At 71.8% G+C, this 21,983-nt stretch carries 15 protein-coding genes; 11 read left to right on the top strand and 4 right to left on the bottom strand.

What is annotated here, in order from left to right; genetic code table 11:
* Window positions 1-169: 169 nt before the first annotated feature.
* From AB0G52_RS14425 to AB0G52_RS14390, 8 genes are all read left to right on the top strand, one after another.
* Window positions 170-1,705, top strand: a complete 1,536-nt coding sequence (locus tag AB0G52_RS14425; RefSeq protein WP_132889859.1) for a gamma-aminobutyraldehyde dehydrogenase — start codon at window positions 170-172, stop codon at window positions 1,703-1,705.
* A 54-nt stretch (window positions 1,706-1,759) separates the two neighbouring features.
* Window positions 1,760-2,995 (top strand): spermidine/putrescine ABC transporter substrate-binding protein, encoded by a 1,236-nt coding sequence (locus AB0G52_RS14420; RefSeq protein ID WP_132889860.1) that lies wholly within the window; start codon window positions 1,760-1,762, stop codon window positions 2,993-2,995.
* A 7-nt stretch (window positions 2,996-3,002) separates the two neighbouring features.
* Complete coding sequence (locus AB0G52_RS14415) at window positions 3,003-4,148, top strand: ABC transporter ATP-binding protein (RefSeq protein WP_132889861.1); 1,146 nt, start codon at window positions 3,003-3,005, stop codon at window positions 4,146-4,148.
* A complete protein-coding gene (locus AB0G52_RS14410; protein ID WP_132889862.1) occupies window positions 4,148-5,077 on the top strand; it encodes an ABC transporter permease in 930 nt (309 codons plus the stop codon). Before AB0G52_RS14415 ends, AB0G52_RS14410 begins: the two co-directional genes overlap by 1 nt.
* Entirely contained in the window at window positions 5,078-5,878 is an 801-nt protein-coding gene (locus AB0G52_RS14405; protein WP_132889863.1) for an ABC transporter permease, read from the top strand.
* Between the two features lie 31 nt (window positions 5,879-5,909).
* Entirely contained in the window at window positions 5,910-7,337 is a 1,428-nt protein-coding gene (locus AB0G52_RS14400; protein WP_132889864.1) for an FAD-dependent oxidoreductase, read from the top strand.
* A gap of 142 nt (window positions 7,338-7,479) precedes the next feature.
* Window positions 7,480-7,926 (top strand): hypothetical protein, encoded by a 447-nt coding sequence (locus AB0G52_RS14395; RefSeq protein ID WP_132889865.1) that lies wholly within the window; start codon window positions 7,480-7,482, stop codon window positions 7,924-7,926.
* Between the two features lie 159 nt (window positions 7,927-8,085).
* Complete coding sequence (locus AB0G52_RS14390) at window positions 8,086-9,861, top strand: glycoside hydrolase family 18 protein (RefSeq protein WP_361336809.1); 1,776 nt, start codon at window positions 8,086-8,088, stop codon at window positions 9,859-9,861.
* Here AB0G52_RS14390 and AB0G52_RS14385 read toward each other — a convergent pair.
* Window positions 9,800-10,678 carry a phosphatase PAP2 family protein gene (locus AB0G52_RS14385; RefSeq protein WP_361336602.1) on the bottom strand — a complete coding sequence of 293 codons (879 nt, stop codon included), beginning with the start codon at window positions 10,676-10,678 and terminating at the stop codon, window positions 9,800-9,802. The genes AB0G52_RS14390 and AB0G52_RS14385 overlap by 62 nt on opposite strands.
* Window positions 10,679-10,871: 193 nt before the next feature.
* Entirely contained in the window at window positions 10,872-12,206 is a 1,335-nt protein-coding gene (gabT, locus tag AB0G52_RS14380) for a 4-aminobutyrate--2-oxoglutarate transaminase (RefSeq protein ID WP_132889867.1), read from the bottom strand.
* A 313-nt stretch (window positions 12,207-12,519) separates the two neighbouring features.
* Between gabT and AB0G52_RS14375 the strand changes: the two genes are divergently transcribed.
* From AB0G52_RS14375 to AB0G52_RS14365, 3 genes are all read left to right on the top strand, one after another.
* Entirely contained in the window at window positions 12,520-14,721 is a 2,202-nt protein-coding gene (locus AB0G52_RS14375) for an ATP-binding protein (RefSeq protein WP_361336600.1), read from the top strand.
* Window positions 14,722-14,861: 140 nt separating this feature from the next.
* Window positions 14,862-16,433, top strand: a complete 1,572-nt coding sequence (locus tag AB0G52_RS14370; protein ID WP_361336598.1) for a PucR family transcriptional regulator — start codon at window positions 14,862-14,864, stop codon at window positions 16,431-16,433.
* A 139-nt stretch (window positions 16,434-16,572) separates the two neighbouring features.
* The gene (locus AB0G52_RS14365; protein ID WP_132889870.1) at window positions 16,573-18,021 is read left to right on the top strand and encodes an aldehyde dehydrogenase family protein; all 1,449 of its coding nucleotides are present in this window, start codon (window positions 16,573-16,575) and stop codon (window positions 18,019-18,021) included.
* A 90-nt stretch (window positions 18,022-18,111) separates the two neighbouring features.
* Here the strand turns inward: AB0G52_RS14365 and AB0G52_RS14360 are convergent, their stop codons facing one another.
* Together AB0G52_RS14360 and AB0G52_RS14355 are read right to left on the bottom strand one after the other, a co-directional pair.
* Window positions 18,112-18,681 carry a GNAT family N-acetyltransferase gene (locus AB0G52_RS14360; RefSeq protein ID WP_361336807.1) on the bottom strand — a complete coding sequence of 190 codons (570 nt, stop codon included), beginning with the start codon at window positions 18,679-18,681 and terminating at the stop codon, window positions 18,112-18,114.
* 142 nt (window positions 18,682-18,823) lie between these two features.
* Window positions 18,824-21,673: a glycoside hydrolase family 3 C-terminal domain-containing protein gene (locus AB0G52_RS14355; protein ID WP_361336596.1), complete on the bottom strand. Its 2,850-nt coding sequence runs from the start codon at window positions 21,671-21,673 to the stop codon at window positions 18,824-18,826.
* Between the last annotated feature and the right edge of the window lie 310 nt (window positions 21,674-21,983).

The following is a 21,983-nucleotide window of genomic DNA, read 5'->3' as shown; positions in this document are numbered from 1 at the left end:
CTTTTCCGTTCCCACTCGACACCTGGTCGACAGATTCCGTCGCGTAACCAAAAGGCAACAACGGAATCACTTGTTGGACTCCCCTTGCTCTGTCAGGATCGGCAGTCAAATCCAGCTGGAGCTACGCCACCCGCCTCTCGGGACGGGCGCACGGCGGAGGAGAAGCGACATGGACAACCCGGGCACCGCCACCCCGGAGACCTTCCCCGCGCAGGAGCGGCTCGCCGGCGGCGCGCAGTACATCGCCGGACGGTTCGCCAAGGGCACGTCGGGCCGTACGCACGCCGTCGTCGACCCGGCCACCGGCGCCGACGTGTACACCTACGAGCTGGCGGGCACGGCGGACGTGGACGCGGCCGTGGCCGCCGCACGGGACGCCTTTCCCGGCTGGGCCGGGGCGACCCCCGGCGAGCGGTCCGACGCGCTGCACCGGTTCGCCGCCGTCCTCGCCGACCGCGCCGAGGAGTTCGCCCGCGCCGAGTCGCTCCAGTGCGGCAAGCCGCTGAAGCTGACGCGCGAGTTCGACGTCCCGGGGACCATCGACAACACCGCCTTCTTCGCGGGCGCCGCCCGGCACCTCCAGGGGCAGGCGGCGGCGGAGTACTCGGGCGACCACACGTCGTACGTCCGCCGGGAGCCCATCGGGGTCGTCGGGTCGGTCGCGCCCTGGAACTACCCGCTGCAGATGGCCGCCTGGAAGATCCTCCCGGCGATCGCCGCGGGCAACACCGTCGTGCTCAAGCCGGCCGAGCTGACCCCGCTCACCTCGCTCCTCTTCGCCGAGGCCGCCACCCTGGCCGGGATCCCCGACGGGGTGATCAACATCGTCACCGGGACGGGGAAGGAGGCCGGTGAGCACCTCGTCGGCCATCCCGACGTCGCCATGACCTCCTTCACCGGCTCGACCGGCGTCGGGAAGCGGGTCGCCGAGATCGCCACGGCGACCGTCAAGCGCCTCCACCTGGAGCTGGGCGGCAAGGCACCCTTCGTGGTCTTCGACGACGCCGACCTGGAGGCCGCGGTTCACGGGGCGGTCGCGGGTTCGCTGATCAACACCGGGCAGGACTGCACGGCGGCCACGCGCGCGTACGTGCAGCGGCCGCTCTACGACGCCTTCGTGGAGCGGACGGCCGCGCTCATGGAGACCGTCCGGCTCGGTGACCCGTTCGCTCCCGGTACCGACCTCGGGCCGCTGATCTCGCACGCGCAGCGGGACCGGGTCGCCGCCTTCGTGGAACGGGCGCGCGGCTACGCGCGCGTGGTGACGGGCGGCGAGCCGCCCCAGGACGAGCTCAAGAGCGGCGCGTACTACCGGCCCACCCTGATCGCCGACGCGCCGCAGGACAGCGAGATCGTCCAGGCCGAGATCTTCGGCCCTGTGCTGGTCGTCCTGCCGTTCGACACTGATGATGAGGGCATCCGGCTGGCCAACGACACCCCGTACGGACTGGCCGCCTCGGCGTGGACCGGCAGCGTCTACCGCGCGGGCCGCGCGACCCGTGAGATCAAGGCGGGGTGCGTATGGGTCAACGACCACATCCCGATCATCAGCGAGATGCCGCACGGCGGCTACAAGGCGTCCGGCTTCGGCAAGGACATGTCGGCGTACTCGTTCGAGGAGTACACCCAGGTCAAGCACGTAATGTTCGACAATACGGCGGTGGCTCGGAAGGACTGGCACCGCACGATCTTCGGGGACCGATAGTCATACCTCCGGCCGCTCGGTGAACGGCCGTCTTCCCGAAAGGGCATCTAGCGCATGAGGCAGTACGAGCCCGACCGCCCCACCCCGGTCGAGATGGCCGCGATCCGGCGCAGCCTACGCACCGGCCGGGCCGCCCTGGCCCGCCGTTCGTTCCTGGGCGGCGCGCTCGCGGTGGGCGGCGTCGGGGCGCTGAGCGCCTGCGGCATCCCCGCGGCCGGCAAGACCCAGGGCGGAGTCTCCGCCGACGACCACTCGGCCAAGGAGAAGGTGGTCAACTTCTCCAACTGGCCCGAGTACATCGACGTGGACGACAGCGGGAAGACCCACCCCACGCTGGACGAGTTCCGCAAGCGGACCGGCATCACCGTCAAGTACACCGAGGACATCAACGACAACGACGAGTTCTTCGGCAAGGTCCAGCCGCAGCTCGCCGCCGGCCAGGACACCGGCCGGGACCTGATCGTCCTCACCGACTGGCTGGCCGCCCGGATGATCCGGCTCGGCTACGTCCAGCAGCTGGACGCGTCCAACCTGCCGCATGCCTTCGCCAACCTGTCCGACCAGTTCCGCAGCCCCGACTGGGACCCCGGCCGCGCCTACTCGTACCCCTGGCAGGGCATCTCCACCGTCGTCGCCTTCAACAAGAAGGCGCTGAACGGCGTCGAGGTGAAGTCGGTCTCCGACCTGCTCGACAACCCCGCGCTCAAGGGCCGGGTCGGCCTGCTCACGGAGATGCGGGACACCGTCGGCATGACCATGCTCGACATGGGCATCGACCCGGGGAAGTTCGGCGACGACGACTACGACAAGGTGATCGCCCGCCTGCAGAAGGCCGTCGACAAGGGGCAGATCCGCCGCTTCACCGGCAACGACTACACCTCGGACCTCAGCAAGGGCGACCTGGCCGCCTGCGTGGCCTGGGGAGGTGACATCGTGCAGCTCCAGGCCGACAACCCGGACGTCGGCTACGTCATCCCGGACAGCGGCTACATGACGTCGACCGACAACATGATGATCCCCAACAAGGCGCGTCACAAGACGAACGCCGAACGGCTGATCGACTTCTACTACGAGCCCCAGCCGGCCGCGGAACTCTCCGCCTACGTCAACTACGTCAGCCCGGTCGCGGGCGTGCGGCCGTACCTCGCCAAGATCGACAAGGGGGCGGCGAGCAACCCGCTGATCGTTCCCGACAAGGCCATGCAGGCCAGGTCCCATGCCTTCCGGGCCCTCAGCTCGAAGGAAGAGACGGCCTACCAGCAGAAGTTCGCGAAGCTCACAGGGGCGTGACGACACCATGACGAAAGACAGCAGCGGCGACGTCCGCCTCACCGGCATCGGCAAGACCTACGACAACGGCTTCACCGCCGTACAGCCGATGGACCTGACCGTGCCGCAGGGCTCCTTCTTCGCCCTCCTCGGCGCCTCGGGCTGCGGCAAGACCACCACCCTGCGCATGATCGCGGGCCTGGAGGAGCCGACCAGCGGCACCGTGCACCTCGGCGACCAGGACGTCACCCACCTGCCGCCCTACAAGCGGCCGGTGAACACGGTCTTCCAGTCCTACGCCCTCTTCCCGCACCTGGACATCTTCGAGAACGTCGCCTTCGGCCTGCGCAGGCGCGGCATCAAGAGCGTGAAGAAGCAGGTCGAGGACATGCTGGAGCTGGTCCAGCTAGGCGAGCAGGCCCGCAAGAAACCGCACCAGCTCTCCGGCGGCCAGCAGCAGCGCGTCGCGGTGGCCCGCGCCCTCATCAACCACCCGAAGGTGCTCCTCCTCGACGAGCCGCTCGGCGCCCTCGACCTCAAGCTGCGCCGTCAGATGCAGCTGGAGCTCAAGCGCATCCAGACCGAGGTGGGCATCACCTTCATCCACGTCACGCACGACCAGGAGGAGGCCATGACCATGGCCGACACGGTCGCCGTGATGAACGCGGGACGTGTCGAGCAGCTCGGCTCGCCGGCCGACCTCTACGAGAACCCGAACACCACGTTCGTCGCGAACTTCCTCGGCACGTCGAACCTCATCGAGGCCGAGGTCGACACGAAGAACGGCGACGACATCGTGCTCAAGGCCGGCGACGGCAAGCTGGTGCTGCCCGAGGCGCGATGTTCGGCGCCCACCACGACCGGCGGCAAGGTGCTGGTCGGCATCCGGCCCGAGAAGATCTCCCTCACCCACGCCGACGACGCGGGCACCATTCCCGAGGGCCGCAACAGGATCACCGGCAAGGTCGCCGACGCCAGTTTCATCGGTGTCTCCACGCAGTACGTCATCGACAGCGCGGTCTGCCCCGAGTTCGCGGTGTACGTGCAGAACGTCGAGCGCGACGGGCGGCTCGTCCCCGGCGCCGACGTGGTCCTGCACTGGAGCCCCGCCCACACCTTCGGTCTCGACGCCGCCCAGGACATCGACGCCGGCACCGAGGAGGAGGCCGCCTGATGGCCACGCTCTCCGAGGCGCCGCCGCCGCTGGCGCCCGCCGCACCCGAGGCGAAGCCGCCGCGCAGGCGGGGCAGGTGGACCCCCTACTGGCTGCTGCTGCCGGGCATCCTCTGGCTGGTCGTCTTCTTCGCGCTGCCGATGATCTACCAGGCGTCCACGTCGGTCCAGACGGGCTCCCTGGAAGAGGGCTACAAGGTCACCTGGCACGTCGCGACCTACTGGGACGCGCTGAGCGAGTACTGGCCGCAGTTCCTGCGGTCCGTCTTCTACGCCGCCGCGGCCACCGTCCTGTGCCTGCTGCTCGGCTACCCGCTGGCGTACCTGATCGCCTTCCGTGCCGGCCGCTGGCGGAACCTGATCATGATCCTGGTGATCGCGCCGTTCTTCACCAGCTTCCTGATCCGCACCCTGGCCTGGAAGACGATCCTCGCCGACAACGGCCCGGTCGTGCACGTACTGAACTCGCTGCACGTCCTGAGCGTCACCGACTTCCTCGGCTGGACGGCAGGCGACCGGGTACTGGCCACCCCGCTCGCGGTGGTCTGCGGTCTGACGTACAACTTCCTGCCGTTCATGATCCTGCCGCTCTACACCTCGCTGGAACGCATCGACGGACGGCTGCACGAGGCCGCCGGCGACCTGTACGCCAAGCCGTGGACGACGTTCCGGAAGGTCACCTTCCCGCTGTCGATGCCGGGCGTGGTCTCCGGCACCCTGCTCACCTTCATCCCGGCGGCCGGTGACTACGTCAACGCCGAACTCCTCGGCTCGACCGACACCCGCATGATCGGAAACGTGATCCAGACGCAGTTCCTGCGCATCCTGGACTACCCGACGGCGGCAGCCCTGTCGTTCATCCTCATGGCGGCGATCCTCGCCATGGTCACGATCTACATTCGCCGGTCCGGGACGGAGGATCTGGTCTAAATGCCCTTCGTCAACTGGCTCAAGAAAAACCTCGTCGTCATCGCGGGACTGCTGACCCTCGGTTATCTGCTCCTTCCGAACATCATCGTCACGGTGTTCTCCTTCAACAAACCGAAGGGGCGCTTCAACTACGAGTGGCAGCAGTTCTCGCTGGACGCCTGGAAGCAGCCGTGCGGGGTCGCCGACATGTGCGGCTCGCTCGCCATCAGCCTCCAGATCGCCGTCTGGGCGACCATCGGCGCCACCGTGCTCGGCACGATGATCGCCTTCGCGCTGGTCCGCTACCGCTTCCGCGCCCGCGGCGCCGTGAACTCGCTGATCTTCCTGCCGATGGCGATGCCCGAGGTCGTGATGGCGGCCTCGCTGCTCACGCTGTTCCTCAACATGGGCGCCCAGCTGGGCTTCTACACCATCCTGATCGCCCACATCATGTTCTGCCTCAGCTTCGTCGTCACCGCGGTCAAGGCGCGCGTGATGTCGATGGACCCGCGCCTGGAGGAGGCCGCCCGGGACCTCTACGCCGGACCGGCGCAGACGTTCCTCAGGGTCACCCTCCCCATCGCGGCCCCCGGAATCGCCGCGGGCGCGCTGCTGTCCTTCGCGCTCTCCTTCGACGATTTCATCATCACCAATTTCAACGCGGGCTCCACCGTCACCTTCCCCATGTTCGTCTGGGGTTCGGCCCAGCGCGGCACGCCCGTCCAGATCAACGTCATCGGTACGGCCATGTTCCTGGTCGCCGTACTGTTCGTCCTGGCTTCGATGCTCATCAACAACCGCCGCAACCGGCAAAAGGCATAACCCTTTTATCGCTCTGTAGGGAGTTGGAATCATGGCCCCGAGCGCCATGAGCCGTCAGGCAGATTGGACCACGTCACTCTCCGAAGCACAGCCGGTCGCGTACTGGCTCGAAGACCCCGGCAAGCCCCACCCCGAGCCCGCGCTCACCGGCGCCGACACCTGCGACCTGCTGGTCGTCGGCGGCGGGTACGGCGGACTGTGGACCGCGCTCAACGCCAAGGAGCGCGACCCCGGGCGCGATGTGGTCCTGCTGGAAGGCCACGAGGTGGGCTGGGCCGCCTCGGGCCGCAACGGCGGCTTCTGCGCCGCCTCCCTCACCCACGGGCTGCCCAACGGGCTCGCCCGCTGGCCCGGCGAGATCCACCGGCTGCAGGAGCTGGGCATGCGCAACCTCGACGAGATCGAGGCCGCCGTGGCCCGGCACGGCATCGACTGCGAGTTCGAGCGCACCGGCGAGATCGACGTCGCCACCGAGACCTACCAGGCCTGGGCACTGCGCGACTGGCACGAGGAACTGGAACGGCGCGGCCTCGCGGACGGCGTCGAGTTCCTCGACGCCGACGCCGTGCGCGCCCAGGTCGCCTCACCCACCTTCGAGGCCGGCCTGTGGGACCGGCGGGGCGTGGCCATGCTCAATCCGGCCAAGCTCGCCTGGGGCCTCAAGCGGGCCTGCCTCGCCCTCGGTGTCCGGGTGTACGAGCACACGCCCGCCCTCGAACTGAAGCAGTACGGCGCCGGCATGGCCGTCCGCACCCCGTACGGCGTGGTCCGTGCCCGGCAGGTCGCGCTCTGCACGAACGTCTTCCCGAACCTGCTCAAGCGGGTCCGCTCCTACACCGTCCCGGTCTACGACTACGCCCTGATGACCGAGCCGCTCACCGCCGGGCAGCTGGACGCGATCGGCTGGCGGAACCGGCAGGGCCTCGGCGACTCCGCCAACCAGTTCCACTACTTCCGGCTCTCCGCCGACAACCGCATCCTGTGGGGCGGCTACGACGCCATCCACCACTACGGCGGCCGGGTGCGCCGCGAGTACGACGACCGCCCGGAGACCTACGCCAAGCTGGCCGGCCACTTCTTCACCTGCTTCCCGCAGCTGGAGGGCGTCCGCTTCAGCCACGCCTGGGGCGGCGCGATCGACACCTGCTCCCGCTTCTCGGCGTTCTTCGGCACCGCGCACCAGGGGAAGGTGGCGTACGCCGCCGGGTACACCGGCCTCGGTGTGGGCGCGACCCGGTTCGGCGCCGACGTGATGCTGGACCTGCTGTCCGGGGAGGACACCGAGCGCACCCGCCTGGAGATGGTCCGCAGGAAACCGCTGCCGTTCCCGCCCGAGCCGTTCGCCTGGACCGGCATCGCCCTCACCAAGTGGTCGCTGGCCCGCGCGGACGCGCACGGGGGGCGCCGGAACCTGTGGCTGAAGGCCATGGACCGGCTGGGGCTCGGATTCGACAGCTGACGGCCCGGCAGGTGACGGCCCGCCACGTGGCCGGGGTCACTCGATCGGGTCGGTGAAACCCGCGTAATGCTCCCGGAGGACCTCCCTCTCCCCTCGTGGACGCGACGACCGCGTCCACGAGTCGGATCGGGAGGTCCTCTTGATGACTGGGGCGAAAACGGCGGTCGAATGGCTGGCATCCGTCGCACCGGACCCCGAGTCCTGCCGCTGGGAGTGGGAGCGCAACCCCCTGGGGGTGGCGCTGCTGCCCGCCGGCAGGGCCTGGGACGTGCTGATCCTGCCGGGCGAACTCGGCTGCCGCACCCTCGACGTGCTCACCCGCGTCCTCGGCCGGCCGGGGCCCGTCCTGGTCGACTTCGGGGACAACCGGGTGGGCTTCTTCGTACCGCCCGGGACGGCCGCGCGCTGGCTCGGCACGGGGATCCGCACGGCGGGGGCCGGCACCTGGATCGTGGTGCCCCACCCCGGGCGGTCGGCCCGCGGGGTGCGGTGGCTGGTGACGCCGGACGGGTCGGGGACGCTGACGGATCCGGCGCTGCTGGAGCTGGCGATGCACGAGGCCGCCGCCGGCTTGGCCGACGGTGACTAGGCGCCGTTCGTACGCGGATTGTCGGTCGGCGTGCGGGCGGTCGTGAAGGGCCGTAGCTCTTGACAGGAGAATTGGTCTGGACCAAGTTGAGTGCGCACCCCACCTCCAAATCCCCCCTCCCTGGAGGCACTTGTGGTTCGCGCGAGACATGTCCTCACCATGCTCACGGCCGCGTTGCTGGCCGTACCCGGTATCACCGCTCTCTCGTCGGCCGCCCGTGCGGCCGACGCGGACCTCGCCGTCAACGGCGGGTTCGAGTCGGGCCTCTCCGGCTGGACCTGCACGGCGGGCAGCGGCATGACGGTCAACTCTCCCGTGCACAGCGGGAGTTCCGCGCTTCAGGCGACCCCGCTCGGCAGTGACGACGCCCAGTGCGCGGAGACCGTGACCGTCAGGCCGAACGCGCAGTACACCCTCTCCGGCTACGTCCGCGGCTCCTACGTCTACCTCGGCGCGAGCGGCACCGGCACCACCGACGTCTCCACCTGGACCCAGTCCGCCCCCGACTGGCAGAAGCTCACGACCACCTTCACCACGGGCGCCTCGACCACCAAGGTCACGATCTACACCCACGGCTGGTACGGCACCGGCGCCTACTACGCCGACGACCTGTCGCTGGTCGGACCGGGCGCCTCCGCGGACCAGCCGCCGGCCGCCCCCACCGGCCTCACCGCGGGCACGGTCACCTCCTCCAGCGTGGCCCTGTCCTGGACCGCGGCCACCGGCGCGACGAGTTACGCGGTCTACCGGGACGGCGTGAAGGTCCAGACGCCGGCCGGCACGTCGGCGACCGTGACCGGCCTGTCCCCGTCCACCGCCTACAGCTTCCAGGTCACCGCCGTGAACGCCGCCGGAGAGTCGGCGAAGTCGGCCGCGGTGACCGCCACCACGACCACCGGCTCCTCCGGCGGCTCCACCGGCCTGCCCGCCCACGCCCTGGTCGGCTACCTCCACGCCTCCTTCGCCAACGGCTCCGGCTACACCCGCCTGGCCGACGTGCCCGACAGCTGGGACGTCATCGACCTGGCCTTCGGCGAGCCGACCTCCGCCACCTCCGGGGACATCCGCTTCAACCGCTGCCCGGTGACCCAGTGCCCGAACGTCGAGTCCGACGCCGACTTCAAGGCGGCCGTCAAGGCCAAGCAGGCGGCGGGCAAGAAGGTGCTGATATCGATCGGCGGAGCCAACGGCCAGGTGCAGCTGACCACCACGGCGGCCCGCGACACCTTCGTCTCCTCGGTCTCGGACATCATCGACACCTACGGTCTGGACGGCCTGGACATCGACTTCGAGGGCCACTCGCTGTCCCTGGACGCGAACGACACCGACTTCCGGAACCCGACGACCCCGGTGATCGTCAACCTCATCTCCGCGCTGCGGACGCTGAAGGCGAAGTACGGGGCGCGGTTCGTGCTGTCGATGGCGCCCGAGACCTTCTTCGTGCAGATGGGCTACCAGTACTACGGCACCGGCAAGTGGGGTGGCCAGGACCCCCGCTGCGGGGCCTACCTCCCGGTCGTCTACGCCCTGCGCGACGACCTGACCCTGCTGCACGTCCAGGACTACAACTCGGGTCCGATCATGGGGCTCGACAACCAGTACCACTCGATGGGCGGCGCCGACTTCCACATCGCGATGACGGACATGCTGCTCACCGGGTTCCCGGTGGCGGGCGACGCGGGCAAGGTGTTCCCGCCGCTGCGCCCCGACCAGATCGCGATCGGCATGCCGGCGTCGACCAACGCGGGCAACGGCTACGTGGCGCCGTCCGAGGTCACCAAGGCCCTGGACTGCCTGACGAAGAAGACGAACTGCGGGTCCTACACCCCGCACGGCACCTGGCCCGCGCTGCGCGGCCTGATGACCTGGTCGGTCAACTGGGACCGGTACTCGAACTGGGAGTTCCAGAAGAACTTCGACGCCTACTTCGGCTGAGCAGCAGGGCCAGCGCGGTCAGCATGACCGAGGCCAGGCACCAGCTGGCCAGCACGTCCAGCGGCCAGTGCCAGCCGCGGCGGACCAGGCCGTAGGAGACGCCGAGGACCAGGGCCGCGCAGATCCCGACGGCCAGCCGGCGGGCCCGCGCGGAGGCCAGCCAGGGGAGGAGGATCAGGGTCGCGGAGCCGTACGCGATCGCGGCCGTCGCCGTGTGGCCGGAGGGGAAGTAGCCGACCGCCGGGGGCACCACGGGGGTCCCCGGGCGGGCGGTCCAGTCCTTGAGCGGGACGACGATCGCGGGGACCAGGGCCATCAGGACGGCCGCCGCCGTGGGCGGCAGCCACCAGCGGTCCGTGCCGGCGGTACGGCCGCGCAGGCCGACGTAGGCGATGGCGACCACCAGGACCGGGACCGCGACCTGCACGTTGCCGAGGTCGGAGAGGCCGGAGGAGAAGCGGTCCGGGTGGACCAGGGCGCCGCTCAGACGGCTGTCCAGGCGCAGCAGGGGGCCGTGCGCCACGACCTGCCAGGTGATCAGCGCGAAGAGGACGGCCGGAAGGCCCATGAGTCCCGCGAGGAGAAGGAGAAGAAAGGAGGTCGGCCGCCCCGGAACAGGGGGGGTGGTTCCGAGGCGGCCGTCCGGACCGGAACGCCGCACGCCCCGGGGGGTTTGGGGCGGGCGACCGTCCGATCGGTGAGGAGATCCGGCGCCGGAGGCTCCGGTTGTGTGCGCGAGGGCACGACCAGGTCGAAGCTGGGGAGGCCCCGTCCTGAAGTCGCCCACAGTCCCCTGTGGGCGGGGTGTATCTCTCATCTGCTCAGAACCTACGGCAGGGGGTGGCACGACGACAGGCGGAATCGCGTCCCGCCATCCACCTCGCACACCTTCTTCACACGGCCTGACGGGAGCCGCCCAAGCCTCCCACATCCCACCGGACGGGACGGCCGGGGCGGCGCCGACGCACCGGAACGGGCCCCCTGGCCCGGCCCGGCTGGGCCAGAGGGGCTCAGATCCGCGCGAAGGCCTGCTCGATGATGTCGAGGCCCTCGTTGAGGAGGTCCTCGCCGATCACCAGCGGGGGCAGGAAGCGCAGCACGTTGCCGTAGGTGCCGCAGGTCAGGACCAGCAGGCCCTCCTGGTGGCAGGCCTTGGCGAGCGCGGCGGTCGCCTCCGGGTTCGGCTCCTTGGTGGCGCGGTCCTTGACCAGCTCGATGGCGATCATCGCGCCCCGGCCGCGCACGTCACCGATGACGTCGAACTTCTCGGCCATGGCGGTCAGGCGGGGCTTCATGATCGCCTCGATGTTCTTCGCCCTGGTGTTGAGGTCGAGCTCCTTCATGGTCTCGATGGCGCCGAGCGCACCGGCGCAGGCCACCGGGTTGCCGCCGTACGTGCCGCCGAGGCCGCCGGCGTGGGCGGCGTCCATGATCTCGGCGCGGCCGGTGACCGCGGCCAGCGGCAGACCGCCCGCGATGCCCTTGGCGGTCGTGATCAGGTCGGGGACGATCCCCTCGTCCTCGCAGGCGAACCACTGACCGGTCCGGCAGAAGCCGGACTGGATCTCGTCGGCGACGAAGACGATCCCGTTGTCCTTGGCGAACTGGCTGATCGCGGGCAGGAAGCCCTTCGCCGGCTCGATGAAGCCGCCCTCGCCGAGCACCGGCTCGATGATGATCGCGGCGACGTTGTCGGCGCCGATCTGCTTGCTGATCTGGTCGATGGCCTGCTTGGCGGCCTCCGGACCGGCGTTCTGCGGGCCGGTGGGCCAGCGGTAGGCGTACGCGACCGGCACCCGGTACACCTCCGGCGCGAACGGTCCGAAGCCGTTCTTGTACGGCATGTTCTTCGAGGTCAGCGCCATGGTGAGGTTCGTACGGCCGTGGTAGCCGTGGTCGAAGACGACCACGGCCTGGCGCTTGGTGTAGGCACGCGCGATCTTGACGGCGTTCTCGACGGCCTCGGCGCCGCTGTTGAACAGCGCGGACTTCTTGGCGTGGTCGCCGGGGGTCAGCTCGGCGAGCGCCTCGGCGACCTCGACGTAGCCCTCGTACGGGGTGACCATGAAACAGGTGTGCGTGAAGTCGGCCAGCTGGGCGCTCGCCCGGCGTACGACGGCCTCCGCCGAGGCGCCCACGCTGGTCACCGCGATACCGGAACCGAAGTCGATCAGGCGGTTGCCGTCGACGTCCTCGATGATGCCGCCGCCCGCGCGGGTGGTGAACACCGGCAGCACGGAGCCGACGCCCTGCGCGACCGCGGCGAGACGACGGGTCTGCAGCTCCTGCGACTTGGGGCCGGGGATGGCGGTGACGACGCGGCGCTCCTGCGGAAGTGCGGTCATGGGGGGCTCCCTGGTGAATCGTGCGAACCGGCGAGGCCCGGGCTGCGGACCGAGTGGTCTTCCGGGTGACTCCGGCGGTGCGTTTTCGGACGCTTTCCTTCTTTCTTCGCAGGCTAGAGCCGGGTGCGGGAGGTGGGCATGCTCCATGTGGGCGTTGTCGGGGCGTGACGTTGTCCGTCATGGACATAGGGCAGCGGGAGGGACCGTGGCCGACCGCGCGGCTCCTCGGCCGCGTAAGCGGTGAACTCCCTTGGGGTGAGCGTTAGATTGGCCGCTGACGGTGGACGGAACGGCTGGTCAGGGAGCGAGAGCGATGGACAGCGACGGGACGCGGGACGCCCGGGGCACGCATGCGAATCCTGTGCCGCGTCCGGCGGGGCCGCAGGACACGGGCGCCGCGCCGACCGAGGCGTCCGCGGTACCGACCGGGGCGTCCGCCGCGCCGGGCGGCACCTTCGCGGTGCCGCCGCGGCCGACGGCACCGCCGACCGTGCCCCCGCTGCCGGACGGCGCGGCCTTCCTCGGCTGGCTGCGCACCCCCCGGCCGGAGGCGGCCCCGGGGGTGTGGCGGTTCGGGTACCGGGCGCGGCCCACCGAGGAGCCCGAGGCGATCCCGGCCCGGCAGCTGCTGAGCGGCGCGCTGATCGCGTTCCTGGTCGGCTGGCTGCTCTGGTCGCTGCTGTGGAACGGCTACCTGGGCGGCTGGTGGGTGGTCCCGCTGGAGCTGTTCACCCCGGACTCCTGGCGGCACAGCGACGACGCCGTGGGCAACGCGGTCCTCTGGTACGGCTACTACGCGCTGATCGCCCTCGCGATCGCGCTCGTCGTCGGCCGTCTCGGCCGCTGGGGCGAGGTCTGGCGCCGCTACGGCCCGCCCGCCTGGAACCCGGCCACGCCGGCCGCCGAGCGGCCGCCCGCCCCCGAGCAGGACCCCGCCGAATTCGTGTACCTCCGCCAGGCCGGCGCGCACGAGGCCGCCGACCGGCTGGCCGGGGAGGCGCGTGGCGGGCTGATGCGGGACGTGGACCACGCCCGCATCGCCCGTGCCTGGCAGGGGGTGCAGAGCGGCCGGCACGGCATGGCCGCCTTCTGCGCCGCCGTCGTCAAGGACGGCGCCGCCGCCTGCCTGCACCCCTCCGGCGAACGCGACCTGCCCGCCCGGCACGCCCGGCACGACCTGGTGACCGGCCAGGTCCGGCTCGGCACGACGGCCGACGACCCCCGCAACCCGTACCACTACCGGGGCACCGGCCTCGCCCTCGGCCCCGACCTGCTCGGCACCTCCCTGCTCGCCGTCGGCCCGGCCGGCTCCGGCAAGACCGGCTCCCTGGTCCGCCCGCTCGCCGAGTCGCTGTGCCTGCACGCGCTCGCCGGGCGCGCCTCCGTGGTCGTCGTCGGCGCGGCCGGCGCCGGGCTCGGACCCGCCGACGCCTACGACGTCGTCGTCCGCATCGCCCACCCCGAGTCCGTCTACGACCTCGACCTGTACGGCGGCACCACCGACCCCGACGAAGCCGCCGCCATACTCGCCGAGGCCCTCGTCGGCGACCTCGCCGACCCGCACCCCGGCAGCGACAGCCGCCGCTCCACCACCGTCCTCGCCCAGCTGCTCGGCCCCTTCAGGGCGGTGCACGGCCGCTTCCCCTCGGTGCCCGAGCTCCGCCAGCTCCTCGACGGCGCCGCCGGCCCGCTGGCCGCGCTCCGCAAGGGGCTCAGCGTCACGGGACACGAGTCGCTGCTGCGCGAACTCGACGCCCGGGAACGGCAGATGGGTCACCCCGGCGACGTGGGCGCGGTCCTCGCCGACCGCATCGCCCTGCTCGACCGCCCGGCGTTCGCCGGCTTCTTCGACACCTCGGGACAGACCCGCCCCTTCTCCCTCAAGGCCCTCGACCACCCGGTCCGGGTCCGCATCGACCTGCCCGAGCGCGGCCACGCCGACGCCTCCCGCATCCTGGCCCGCCTGGTGCTCGCCCAGTTCACGGCGAGCGTGACCGTACGGGACGACCGCTCGCTCTTCGCCTGCCTGCTCCTGGACGACGCGACGGGCGTCGTCACCCCCGAGGCGGTGCGCGGCATCCAGCGGCTGCGCTCGGCCAACGCGGGCGTCGCGCTGACCCTCCGTACGCTCGACGACGTACCCCGCCCGCTGCGCGGTCCGCTGCTCGGCGCCGCCGGCTGCCGGATGGCCTTCGCCGGCCTCACCCCCTGGGACGGGCAGGACTTCGCCGAGGTGTGGGGCAAGGAGTGGACCGAGACCCGGGACGTCACCGACCGGCAGATCATCGCGGAGACCCCGGCCGGCAAGGCGCTGCACGTCGTACGCCGGGTGATCACGGGCAAGGCGCCCACCGCGCGGGCGGTCACCGTACGGCAGGTGGAGCGGGAGCGCTGGTCCGCCTCCGAACTGGCGCACGGGGTGCCCGCCGGTCACGCCGTCCTCTCCCTGACGACGGTCAAGGGCGAACACGCGCCGCCCCTGCTGGTGGACCTGAGGAGCGGCGGCCGGGCCTGAACGAGGGCGCACGGGCGACCGTACAGTGAGGCAGAATCGACAGTGGCCCTTCGTACGGGACGGCCAAACTGCCCGCTGCCCTGTCGCGACTGTCACGACCGTCCCGACTGTCACGACCGAAGAGAAGACCTGACGGCCCGATGCCACCGACGCTCGCCTCGCTCGTCCACCACTCCGCGCTCAAACTGACCGTGCGCGCGGGCGAGGGCCGCCTCGACGTGCCCGTGCGCTGGGCCCATGTCAGCGAACTCGCCGACCCGGTGCCGTACATGGAGGGCGGCGAACTGCTCCTGATCACCGCGCTGAAACTGGACGCGGAGGATCCCCAGGCCATGCGGCGGTATGTGAAACGCCTGGTCGGAGCGGGTGTGGTGGGTCTCGGCTTCGCCGTCGGGGTCAACTATGAGGAGATCCCCGAAGCGCTGGTCGACGCGGCGGAGAAGGAGGGCCTGCCCCTCCTGGAGGTGCCGCGCCGCACCCCCTTCCTCGCCATCAGCAAGGCGGTCTCGGCGGCGATCGCGGCCGACCAGTACCGCGCGGTGACCGCGGGCTTCGCCGCCCAGCGGGAACTGACCAGGCAGGCACTGAACGCGGGACCCGAGGGGCTGCTCTCCGCGCTCGCCGCCCAGGTGGACGGCTGGGCGGCGCTGTACGACGCGTCCGGCGCGGTGGTGGCGACCGCACCCGAGTGGGCGGGCCGCCGGGCGGCACGGCTCACCGCGGAGGTGGAACGCCTCCGCGAGCGCCCGGCACCGGCCTCCTCGGTGGTGGGCGGCCCCGACCACGAGGACCGGGTCGAGCTGCACTCCCTCGGGACGGGCCGCCGCCCGCGCGCCGCCCTTGCGGTCGGTACGGCGGCGGCCCTCGGCACGGCCGAGCGCTACGCCGTCCACTCCGCCATCGCCCTGCTCACCCTCACGACGGAACGCTCCCGTTCGCTGCACGCGGCCGAGCAGCGGGTCGGGGAGGCGGTGCTGCGGATGCTGCTCGCCGGGCAGCCGGACCATGCGCGGGCCGTCGCCGGAGACCTGTACGGGAGGCTGCTCGACGCACCCTTCCGGATGGTCGTCGCGGACGCGGGCGGCGAGCTGCGGACCGGCCTCACCGAGGTCGTGGAGTCGGCCGCGGCGCGCTCCGGGGAGGCGGTCCTGGTGGTGCCCGAGGGGGCGGAGCGGCTGGTGGTGCTGGCCGCCGACGGGGGCGCGGCGGTGACGGCGTGCACGGAGTACGCGGCGGCCCGGGAGGCCGCCCGGACGGCCGCCGGCGAGCAGGGCGGCGGGGACGACGAGGAGCTGGTGGTGGGCCTGTCCGCGCCGGCCGGCCCGGCCGGTGCCGCGGCCGCCTACCGGCAGGCCGAACAGGCGCTGTCGGTGGCCCGGCGCAGGGGCCGGGTCCTGGTCGAGCACGAGCAGCTGGCGTCGGGCTCGGTGCTTCCGCTGCTGGCCGACGACGCGGTGCGGGCGTTCGCGGACGGCCTGCTGAGGGCGCTGCGCGAGCACGACGCGACCGGCCGCGGTGACCTGGTCGCCTCGCTGCGGGCCTGGCTCTCCCGGCACGGCCAGTGGGACGCGGCGGCCGCGGACCTGGGCGTCCACCGCCACACCCTGCGCTACCGGATGCGCAGGGTGGAGGAGATCCTCGGCCGCTCCCTGGACGACCCGGACGTACGGATGGAACTGTGGCTGGCCCTGAAGGCGACGTCAGGGGACTGACCCGGCGGCGGCGCCCCTGACAAAGCGTCGCACCCGCGCCCGGCACCACTACACCCCGGACAAACGCGCCGCCGCCCCCGGCGACCTACCGTGGACCCGAACGCACACACCCCCAACGCGGAAGGGCCGGGGCCCGCACATGACTTCCACCACCGCCTTCTGGCTCGCCGGCCGCCAGGTCACCGGCGAGGACACCTTCGACGTCACCAGCCCGTGGGACGGTCGTCTCGTGGGCAGGGTCGGCGTCCCCACCGACGCCCAGGTCGAGGAGGCCGTCGCCGCCGCGTACGCGGTACGCGACGAGTTCGCCGCCACTCCGGCCCACGTACGCGCCGCCGCCCTCGACCACGTCAGCCGCCGCCTCGCCGAGCGCACCGAGGAGATAGCCCAGCTGATCTCCGCCGAGAACGGCAAGCCGATCAAGTGGGCCCGCGGCGAGGTCGGCCGTGCCGTCTCCGTGTTCCGGTTCGCCGCCGAAGAGGCCCGCCGCTTCAACGGCGGCGAGGCCCAGCGCCTCGACACCGACCTCGGCGGCCAGGGCCGGCTCGCGCTGACCCGCCGCTTCCCGAAGGGCGTCGTCCTCGGCATCGCGCCCTTCAACTTCCCGCTCAACCTGTGCGCCCACAAGATCGCCCCGGCCATCGCGGCCGGCGCGCCGATCATCCTCAAGCCGGCCCCGGCCACCCCCCTCTCCGGCCTGATCATCGGCGACCTGCTCGCCGAGACCACGGGTCTGCCGGCCGGCTCCTGGTCGATCCTCCCGGTCGCCAACGACAAGATGGCCGCCCTCGTCCAGGACGAGCGCCTCCCGGTCATCTCGTTCACCGGTTCCGAGAAGGTCGGCTACTCGATCATGGACTCGGTCCCGCGCAAGCACTGCACCCTGGAGCTGGGCGGCAACGGCGCGGCCGTCGTCCTCGGCGACTACGCGAGCGACGCCGACCTCGACTGGGCCGCCGGCCGCATCGCGACCTTCTCCAACTACCAGGGCGGCCAGTCCTGCATCTCGGTGCAGCGGGTCATCGCCGACGCGTCCGTGTACGACCGTCTGCTGCCGCGCATCGTCGCCGCCGTCGAGGCCCAGGTCACCGGTGACCCCGCCGACCCCAAGACCGATGTCGGCCCGCTGGTCAGCGAGGCCGCCGCGGAGCGCGTCGAGGCGTGGGTGAAGGAGGCCGTCGAGGACGGCGCCACCCTGCTCACCGGCGGCGACCGGGACGGCGCCACCTACGCGCCGACCGTCCTCACCGACGTCCCGGCCGACACCACCGTCTCCTGCGAGGAGGTCTTCGGGCCCGTCCTCACCGTGCAGAAGGTGCACGGCGAGGCCGAGGCCTTCGCTGCCGTCAACGACTCCAAGTACGGCCTCCAGGCGGGCGTCTTCACCCATGACGTACAGACCGCCTTCCGGGCCCACCGCGCCCTGGAGGTCGGCGGTGTGATCATCGGCGACGTCCCCTCCTACCGCGCCGACCAGATGCCGTACGGCGGCGTCAAGCAGTCCGGCGTCGGCCGCGAGGGCGTCAGGTTCGCGATGGACGACTACACCTACGAGCGGGTCCTGGTCCTCACCGGCCTCGCCCTCTGACCCCCCCCCGGAACACCCACCACGGCCGGAGCCCGCTGTGCGGGGGCTCCGGCCGTGCCGTCGGTGTCGGGCGGCAGCCGGCCCGGCGGCTCACCTGCCTGATCGACCGCCGATCTCCCCGGCCAGCGCCGCGTAGATGTACTCGCTGCCCCAGCGATCCCCGTCGAGGTCGTTCTCGACCAGGTGCGCCTCCCGACGCATCCCGAGGCGCTCACAGACCCGCACGGACCCCGTGTTCTCCACGTCCAGCCGCGCGTAGAGCCGGTGCACGCCCAGCGTGTCGAAGGCGAACCGGGCCAGCGCCGAGGCCGCCTCGGTCGCGTAGCCGTGCCCCTGGTGACGTGGGTCGAGGGTCCAGCCGATCTCCGCCTGGGCGGCGCGGGCATGGGCCAGGGTGAGCGTCACCTCGCCGAGGACGCCGGGCTCGTCGTGTCGGCACACGGCAAGCGCCAGCTTGTCCCCGTCGGCGCACCAGACCGAGTGCGCCGCGCGCTCGGCCGCAACCTGCTCGCTGCGCTCCCGCGTGTGCGCCGGCCGGTACAAGTAGCGCGCCACGCTCGGCAGGCTCTGGTAGGCGTACAGGTCGTCGGCGTCGCCGGGAGTGAACAGACGCAGCGACAACCGGGGCGTGGTCATCGGCAGCAGCGAGGCGATGTCCATGCGGGCCTCCGGGGCGCGGGTATCGATCAAGACGCCGCCTGATCTTCGCACCGTGACCGACGGGCAGCCACGCCTTTTCCACAGCGGCGCCTGGCAGCACCACTGGTCTCCGCAGACGAGTGGCCCGGGGCCGGGACCGCCCTCAGGCGGTGAAGCCGACGTGCGCGAGTCGCAGCGGGCCGTGCAGTTCGATGTGCAGGTCGTGGACGCCCTCGGCGGCGAGGTCCGCGGTGAGTGTGGTGTAGGTGTACACGTCCGCGGTGGGCTCGCCGAGGGTGAGTACGGCCGTCCGCGCGCCGCCGTCCAGGGCCAGCTCCAGCGTGCCCGCGCCCGAGACCAGCGCCCGGACCGTCGTCACCCCGGTGCCGAAGTCGCACTCCCGGTAGAGGAGTTCCCCGGGTGCGTCGCCCTCGGGGGCGACCGCGTCGCCCGCCGTCTTCGACCGGTCCACCAGCGCGGTGCCCGACTGCTCGTCGAAGTCGGCCGCGTCCAGGCCGCGTTCGGCGACGGGGCGCGGTGCCGCCCGCTCGCCGTCCAGGACCAGGGTCGTACGCAGCCGGACGTCCTCGCTGGACGCGCCCACCAGCACCTCGTACGGACCCTGCTCCAGGCGGCGGGCACCGCTCCGCACGTCCCAGAAGGCGAGGGCGGTGAGCGGGACCTCGAAGACCAGGCCGGCGCGCTCGCCCGGGGCCAGGGTGATCCTGCGGTGGTCGAGGAGTTCGCGGCGCGGTCGGGGCACGGAGGGTTCGACGGCGCGGGCGTACAGCTGGGGCACCTCGTCCGCCGTCATGTCGCCCGTGTTGGTGACGGTGCACGAGACGCGGAGCGCCCCGTCGCGCACCTCGGCCGTCAGGTCCGCGTAGGCGAAGGACGCGTAGGACAGGCCGTGGCCGAACGGGAAGAGCGGGGTGCCCTCGAAGTAGAGGTACGTCTGGCGCGAGCCCAGGACGTCGTAGTCGAGGAGGCCGGGCAGGTCGGTGTCGGAGGCGTACCAGGTCTGCGGGAGGCGGCCGGCGGGGGAGACGTCACCGGCCAGTACGCGGGCGAGGGCGGTGCCGGCCGCCTGGCCGCCGTGGGCCGTCCAGAGCACGGCCGGCAGGCCGGCCGGGTCCACGGCGTAGGGGTAGGCCGACGTCAGCGCCAGGACGGTGGCCGGGTTCGCGGCGCGGGCCGCGCGCAGCAGGTGTTCCTGCTGCGGGGGCAGCGCCAGGGTCGTACGGTCCTCGGTCTCCCGGCCGTTGATGTGCGGGTCGTTGCCCGCGACCACCAGGACCGCGTCGGCCGCGGCGGCCACCCTGGCGACGGTGTCCGCGCCGCGCTCCACGACGATCACGTCGAAAACCGCCGCGTCCTCGGCGGCAACCCTGACCCCGTCCGCGGCGACACAGACGTGGCGACCCGTGCCGAGATGCCTCAGGAGGTGACCGTCTTCGTGCGGTTCCAGGCGGAACGTCTCCTGCACGACCCAGCCGCCGGGCTGGTCCGCGGCGGCGCGCACGAAACCGTCGTCGGCGACCGAGAGGTAGCGGCCGTCCGGGGCGCGCAGCGTCAGCACCCCCTCGCCCCAGTCGAGGAGGGCGAACTCGGTTCCGGTGGCGCCGGTGCCGAGCGGCGGGAGGTCCGTCCGGCCCGCCAGCAGCGCCGGGTCCAGGGCGCCCGCCGCGCCGCGCACCTCGTCGGCGGCCTCGGGAGCGGGCGGGACGTGCAGGAACGTGCCGTCGGCGAGCCTCAGCCGGACCCGGTCCACGCCCTCCGCGAACTCCACGCGCCCCGCGCCGAACCGTTCGTACAGGCCCTCCAGCGCGGTGGCGCGGTGCAGCAGGGTGCCGCTGTACCAGTCCAGCTTGCACTCGTCGGCGAGCAGGCCGACCACGGCGAGCCGGGTGTCGGGCGCGAGCGGCAGCAGGTCACCGTCGTTCTTGAGGAGTACGACCGCCTGCTCCGCCGCCTCCCGGGCGAGGTCCCGGTGCGCCGCGGTGTCGAACTCCGGGGACTCGGCGGCGGGCAGGTGCGGGTCGTGGTCCGGGTCGAACTCGCCGAGCCGGAAGCGGACCGAGAGTTGGCGGCGCACCGCCGTGTCGATGTCGGCCTCCGTCAACAGGCCTTCGGACAGCGCCCCGTTGACGCGTGCGATGATCTCCGAGGCGTCCGTGCCGTGGTCGGTGAAGCTGTCGACGCCGGCGAGCAGGGCGGCCGCCGTGGCCTCCTCGTGGGTGTCGAAGTAGTGCTCGTGGTCGACCAGGTTGGAGGGCGCGCCGGCGTCCGAGCAGACCAGCAGCTCCTCGTCGGTCCAGGTGCGCAGGTGCTCGCGCAGGTACGGGGAGACGTGGTTGGGACGGCCGTTGACCAGGTTGTACGCGGGCATCACCCCGGCCACCGCGCCCGCCCGGACGGTCTCCTCGAAGGCGCGCAGGTCGTACTCGTGCAGCACGCGCGGGCGCACCGAGGAGGACGAAGTGGCCCGGTCCGTCTCGTTGTTGTGGGCCAGCCAGTGCTTCAGGACGGGAGCGGTGCGCCAGTACACCGGGTGGTCGCCGCGCAGCCCGCGGGTGTAGGCGGTGGCGATGGCGGAGGTCAGCTTCGGGTCCTCCGAGTAGCCCTCCTCGTTGCGGCCCCACAGCGGGTGGCGCAGCAGGTTCACCGTCGGCGCCCAGACGTTGAGGCCCACGCGGTCGTCGCGTGCCCGCATCGCCCGGACCTCCTTGGACACCGCCTCGCCGACCCGGCGGACGAGCTCGGTGTTCCAGGTCGCGCCGAGCCCCACCGCCTGCGGGAAGACCGTGGCCGGGCCCATCCAGGCCACCCCGTGCAGGGCCTCCTGGCCGGTGCGGAAGGCGGCGATGCCGAGGCGCTCGACGGCAGGCGTGAACTGGTGCAGGAAGGAGACCTTCTCGTCCAGGGTGAGGCGTGCCAGCAGGTCGTCGATGCGCTTCGCGAACGGCAGGTGCGGATCGCGGAAAGGCGGCGTGGGCGGCGTTGGTGCGGTCACGTGGCGTTCCCCTTGCGCTGGAGCGGCGAGGCGCTTTCGAAGCGCTTCGATGCTCATTCGACGCAGGGGTGGGTGTCAAGGGATGCACACTGCGATTTCAAGCAGCGCATGCCAAGAGGTCACTCCCGGCGGTACGGAGGAATCTTGGAAGCGACCCTTGTGCACCCCCCGGTGTTCACTTAACCTCGCAGCAACATCGAAGCGCTTCGACTGGCGAGTCCGCCCAGCGATCCCCTGACCGGGGCTGGGGAGCGGTCGGAGCACCGCTTCTGCTCAGCCAGTTCCACTCGAGACACCGCAGCCGACGGCC

This window comes from Streptomyces sp. NPDC021562, assembly GCF_040640875.1.
In the GTDB taxonomy this organism is placed as follows: Bacteria; Actinomycetota; Actinomycetes; order Streptomycetales; family Streptomycetaceae; genus Streptomyces.
The sequence above is the reverse complement of the archived record's forward strand: the minus strand, read 5'-3'. Positions and strand labels throughout refer to the sequence as shown.

What these genes read in the sequence shown, in the direction of transcription:
- AB0G52_RS14390 (WP_361336809.1), top strand. Translation starts at nt 8,086, where the DNA reads ATGCTCACGGCCGCGTTGCTGGCCGTACCCGGTATCACCGCTCTCTCG.
- AB0G52_RS14385 (WP_361336602.1), bottom strand. Translation starts at nt 10,678, where the DNA reads ATGAGAGATACACCCCGCCCACAGGGGACTGTGGGCGACTTCAGGACG.
- AB0G52_RS14370 (WP_361336598.1), top strand. Translation starts at nt 14,862, where the DNA reads ATGCCACCGACGCTCGCCTCGCTCGTCCACCACTCCGCGCTCAAACTG.
- AB0G52_RS14420 (WP_132889860.1), top strand. Translation starts at nt 1,760, where the DNA reads ATGAGGCAGTACGAGCCCGACCGCCCCACCCCGGTCGAGATGGCCGCG.
- AB0G52_RS14375 (WP_361336600.1), top strand. Translation starts at nt 12,520, where the DNA reads ATGGACAGCGACGGGACGCGGGACGCCCGGGGCACGCATGCGAATCCT.
- gabT (WP_132889867.1), bottom strand. Translation starts at nt 12,206, where the DNA reads ATGACCGCACTTCCGCAGGAGCGCCGCGTCGTCACCGCCATCCCCGGC.
- AB0G52_RS14415 (WP_132889861.1), top strand. Translation starts at nt 3,003, where the DNA reads ATGACGAAAGACAGCAGCGGCGACGTCCGCCTCACCGGCATCGGCAAG.
- AB0G52_RS14405 (WP_132889863.1), top strand. Translation starts at nt 5,078, where the DNA reads ATGCCCTTCGTCAACTGGCTCAAGAAAAACCTCGTCGTCATCGCGGGA.
- AB0G52_RS14360 (WP_361336807.1), bottom strand. Translation starts at nt 18,681, where the DNA reads ATGGACATCGCCTCGCTGCTGCCGATGACCACGCCCCGGTTGTCGCTG.
- AB0G52_RS14395 (WP_132889865.1), top strand. Translation starts at nt 7,480, where the DNA reads ATGACTGGGGCGAAAACGGCGGTCGAATGGCTGGCATCCGTCGCACCG.
- AB0G52_RS14425 (WP_132889859.1), top strand. Translation starts at nt 170, where the DNA reads ATGGACAACCCGGGCACCGCCACCCCGGAGACCTTCCCCGCGCAGGAG.
- AB0G52_RS14365 (WP_132889870.1), top strand. Translation starts at nt 16,573, where the DNA reads ATGACTTCCACCACCGCCTTCTGGCTCGCCGGCCGCCAGGTCACCGGC.
- AB0G52_RS14400 (WP_132889864.1), top strand. Translation starts at nt 5,910, where the DNA reads ATGGCCCCGAGCGCCATGAGCCGTCAGGCAGATTGGACCACGTCACTC.
- AB0G52_RS14410 (WP_132889862.1), top strand. Translation starts at nt 4,148, where the DNA reads ATGGCCACGCTCTCCGAGGCGCCGCCGCCGCTGGCGCCCGCCGCACCC.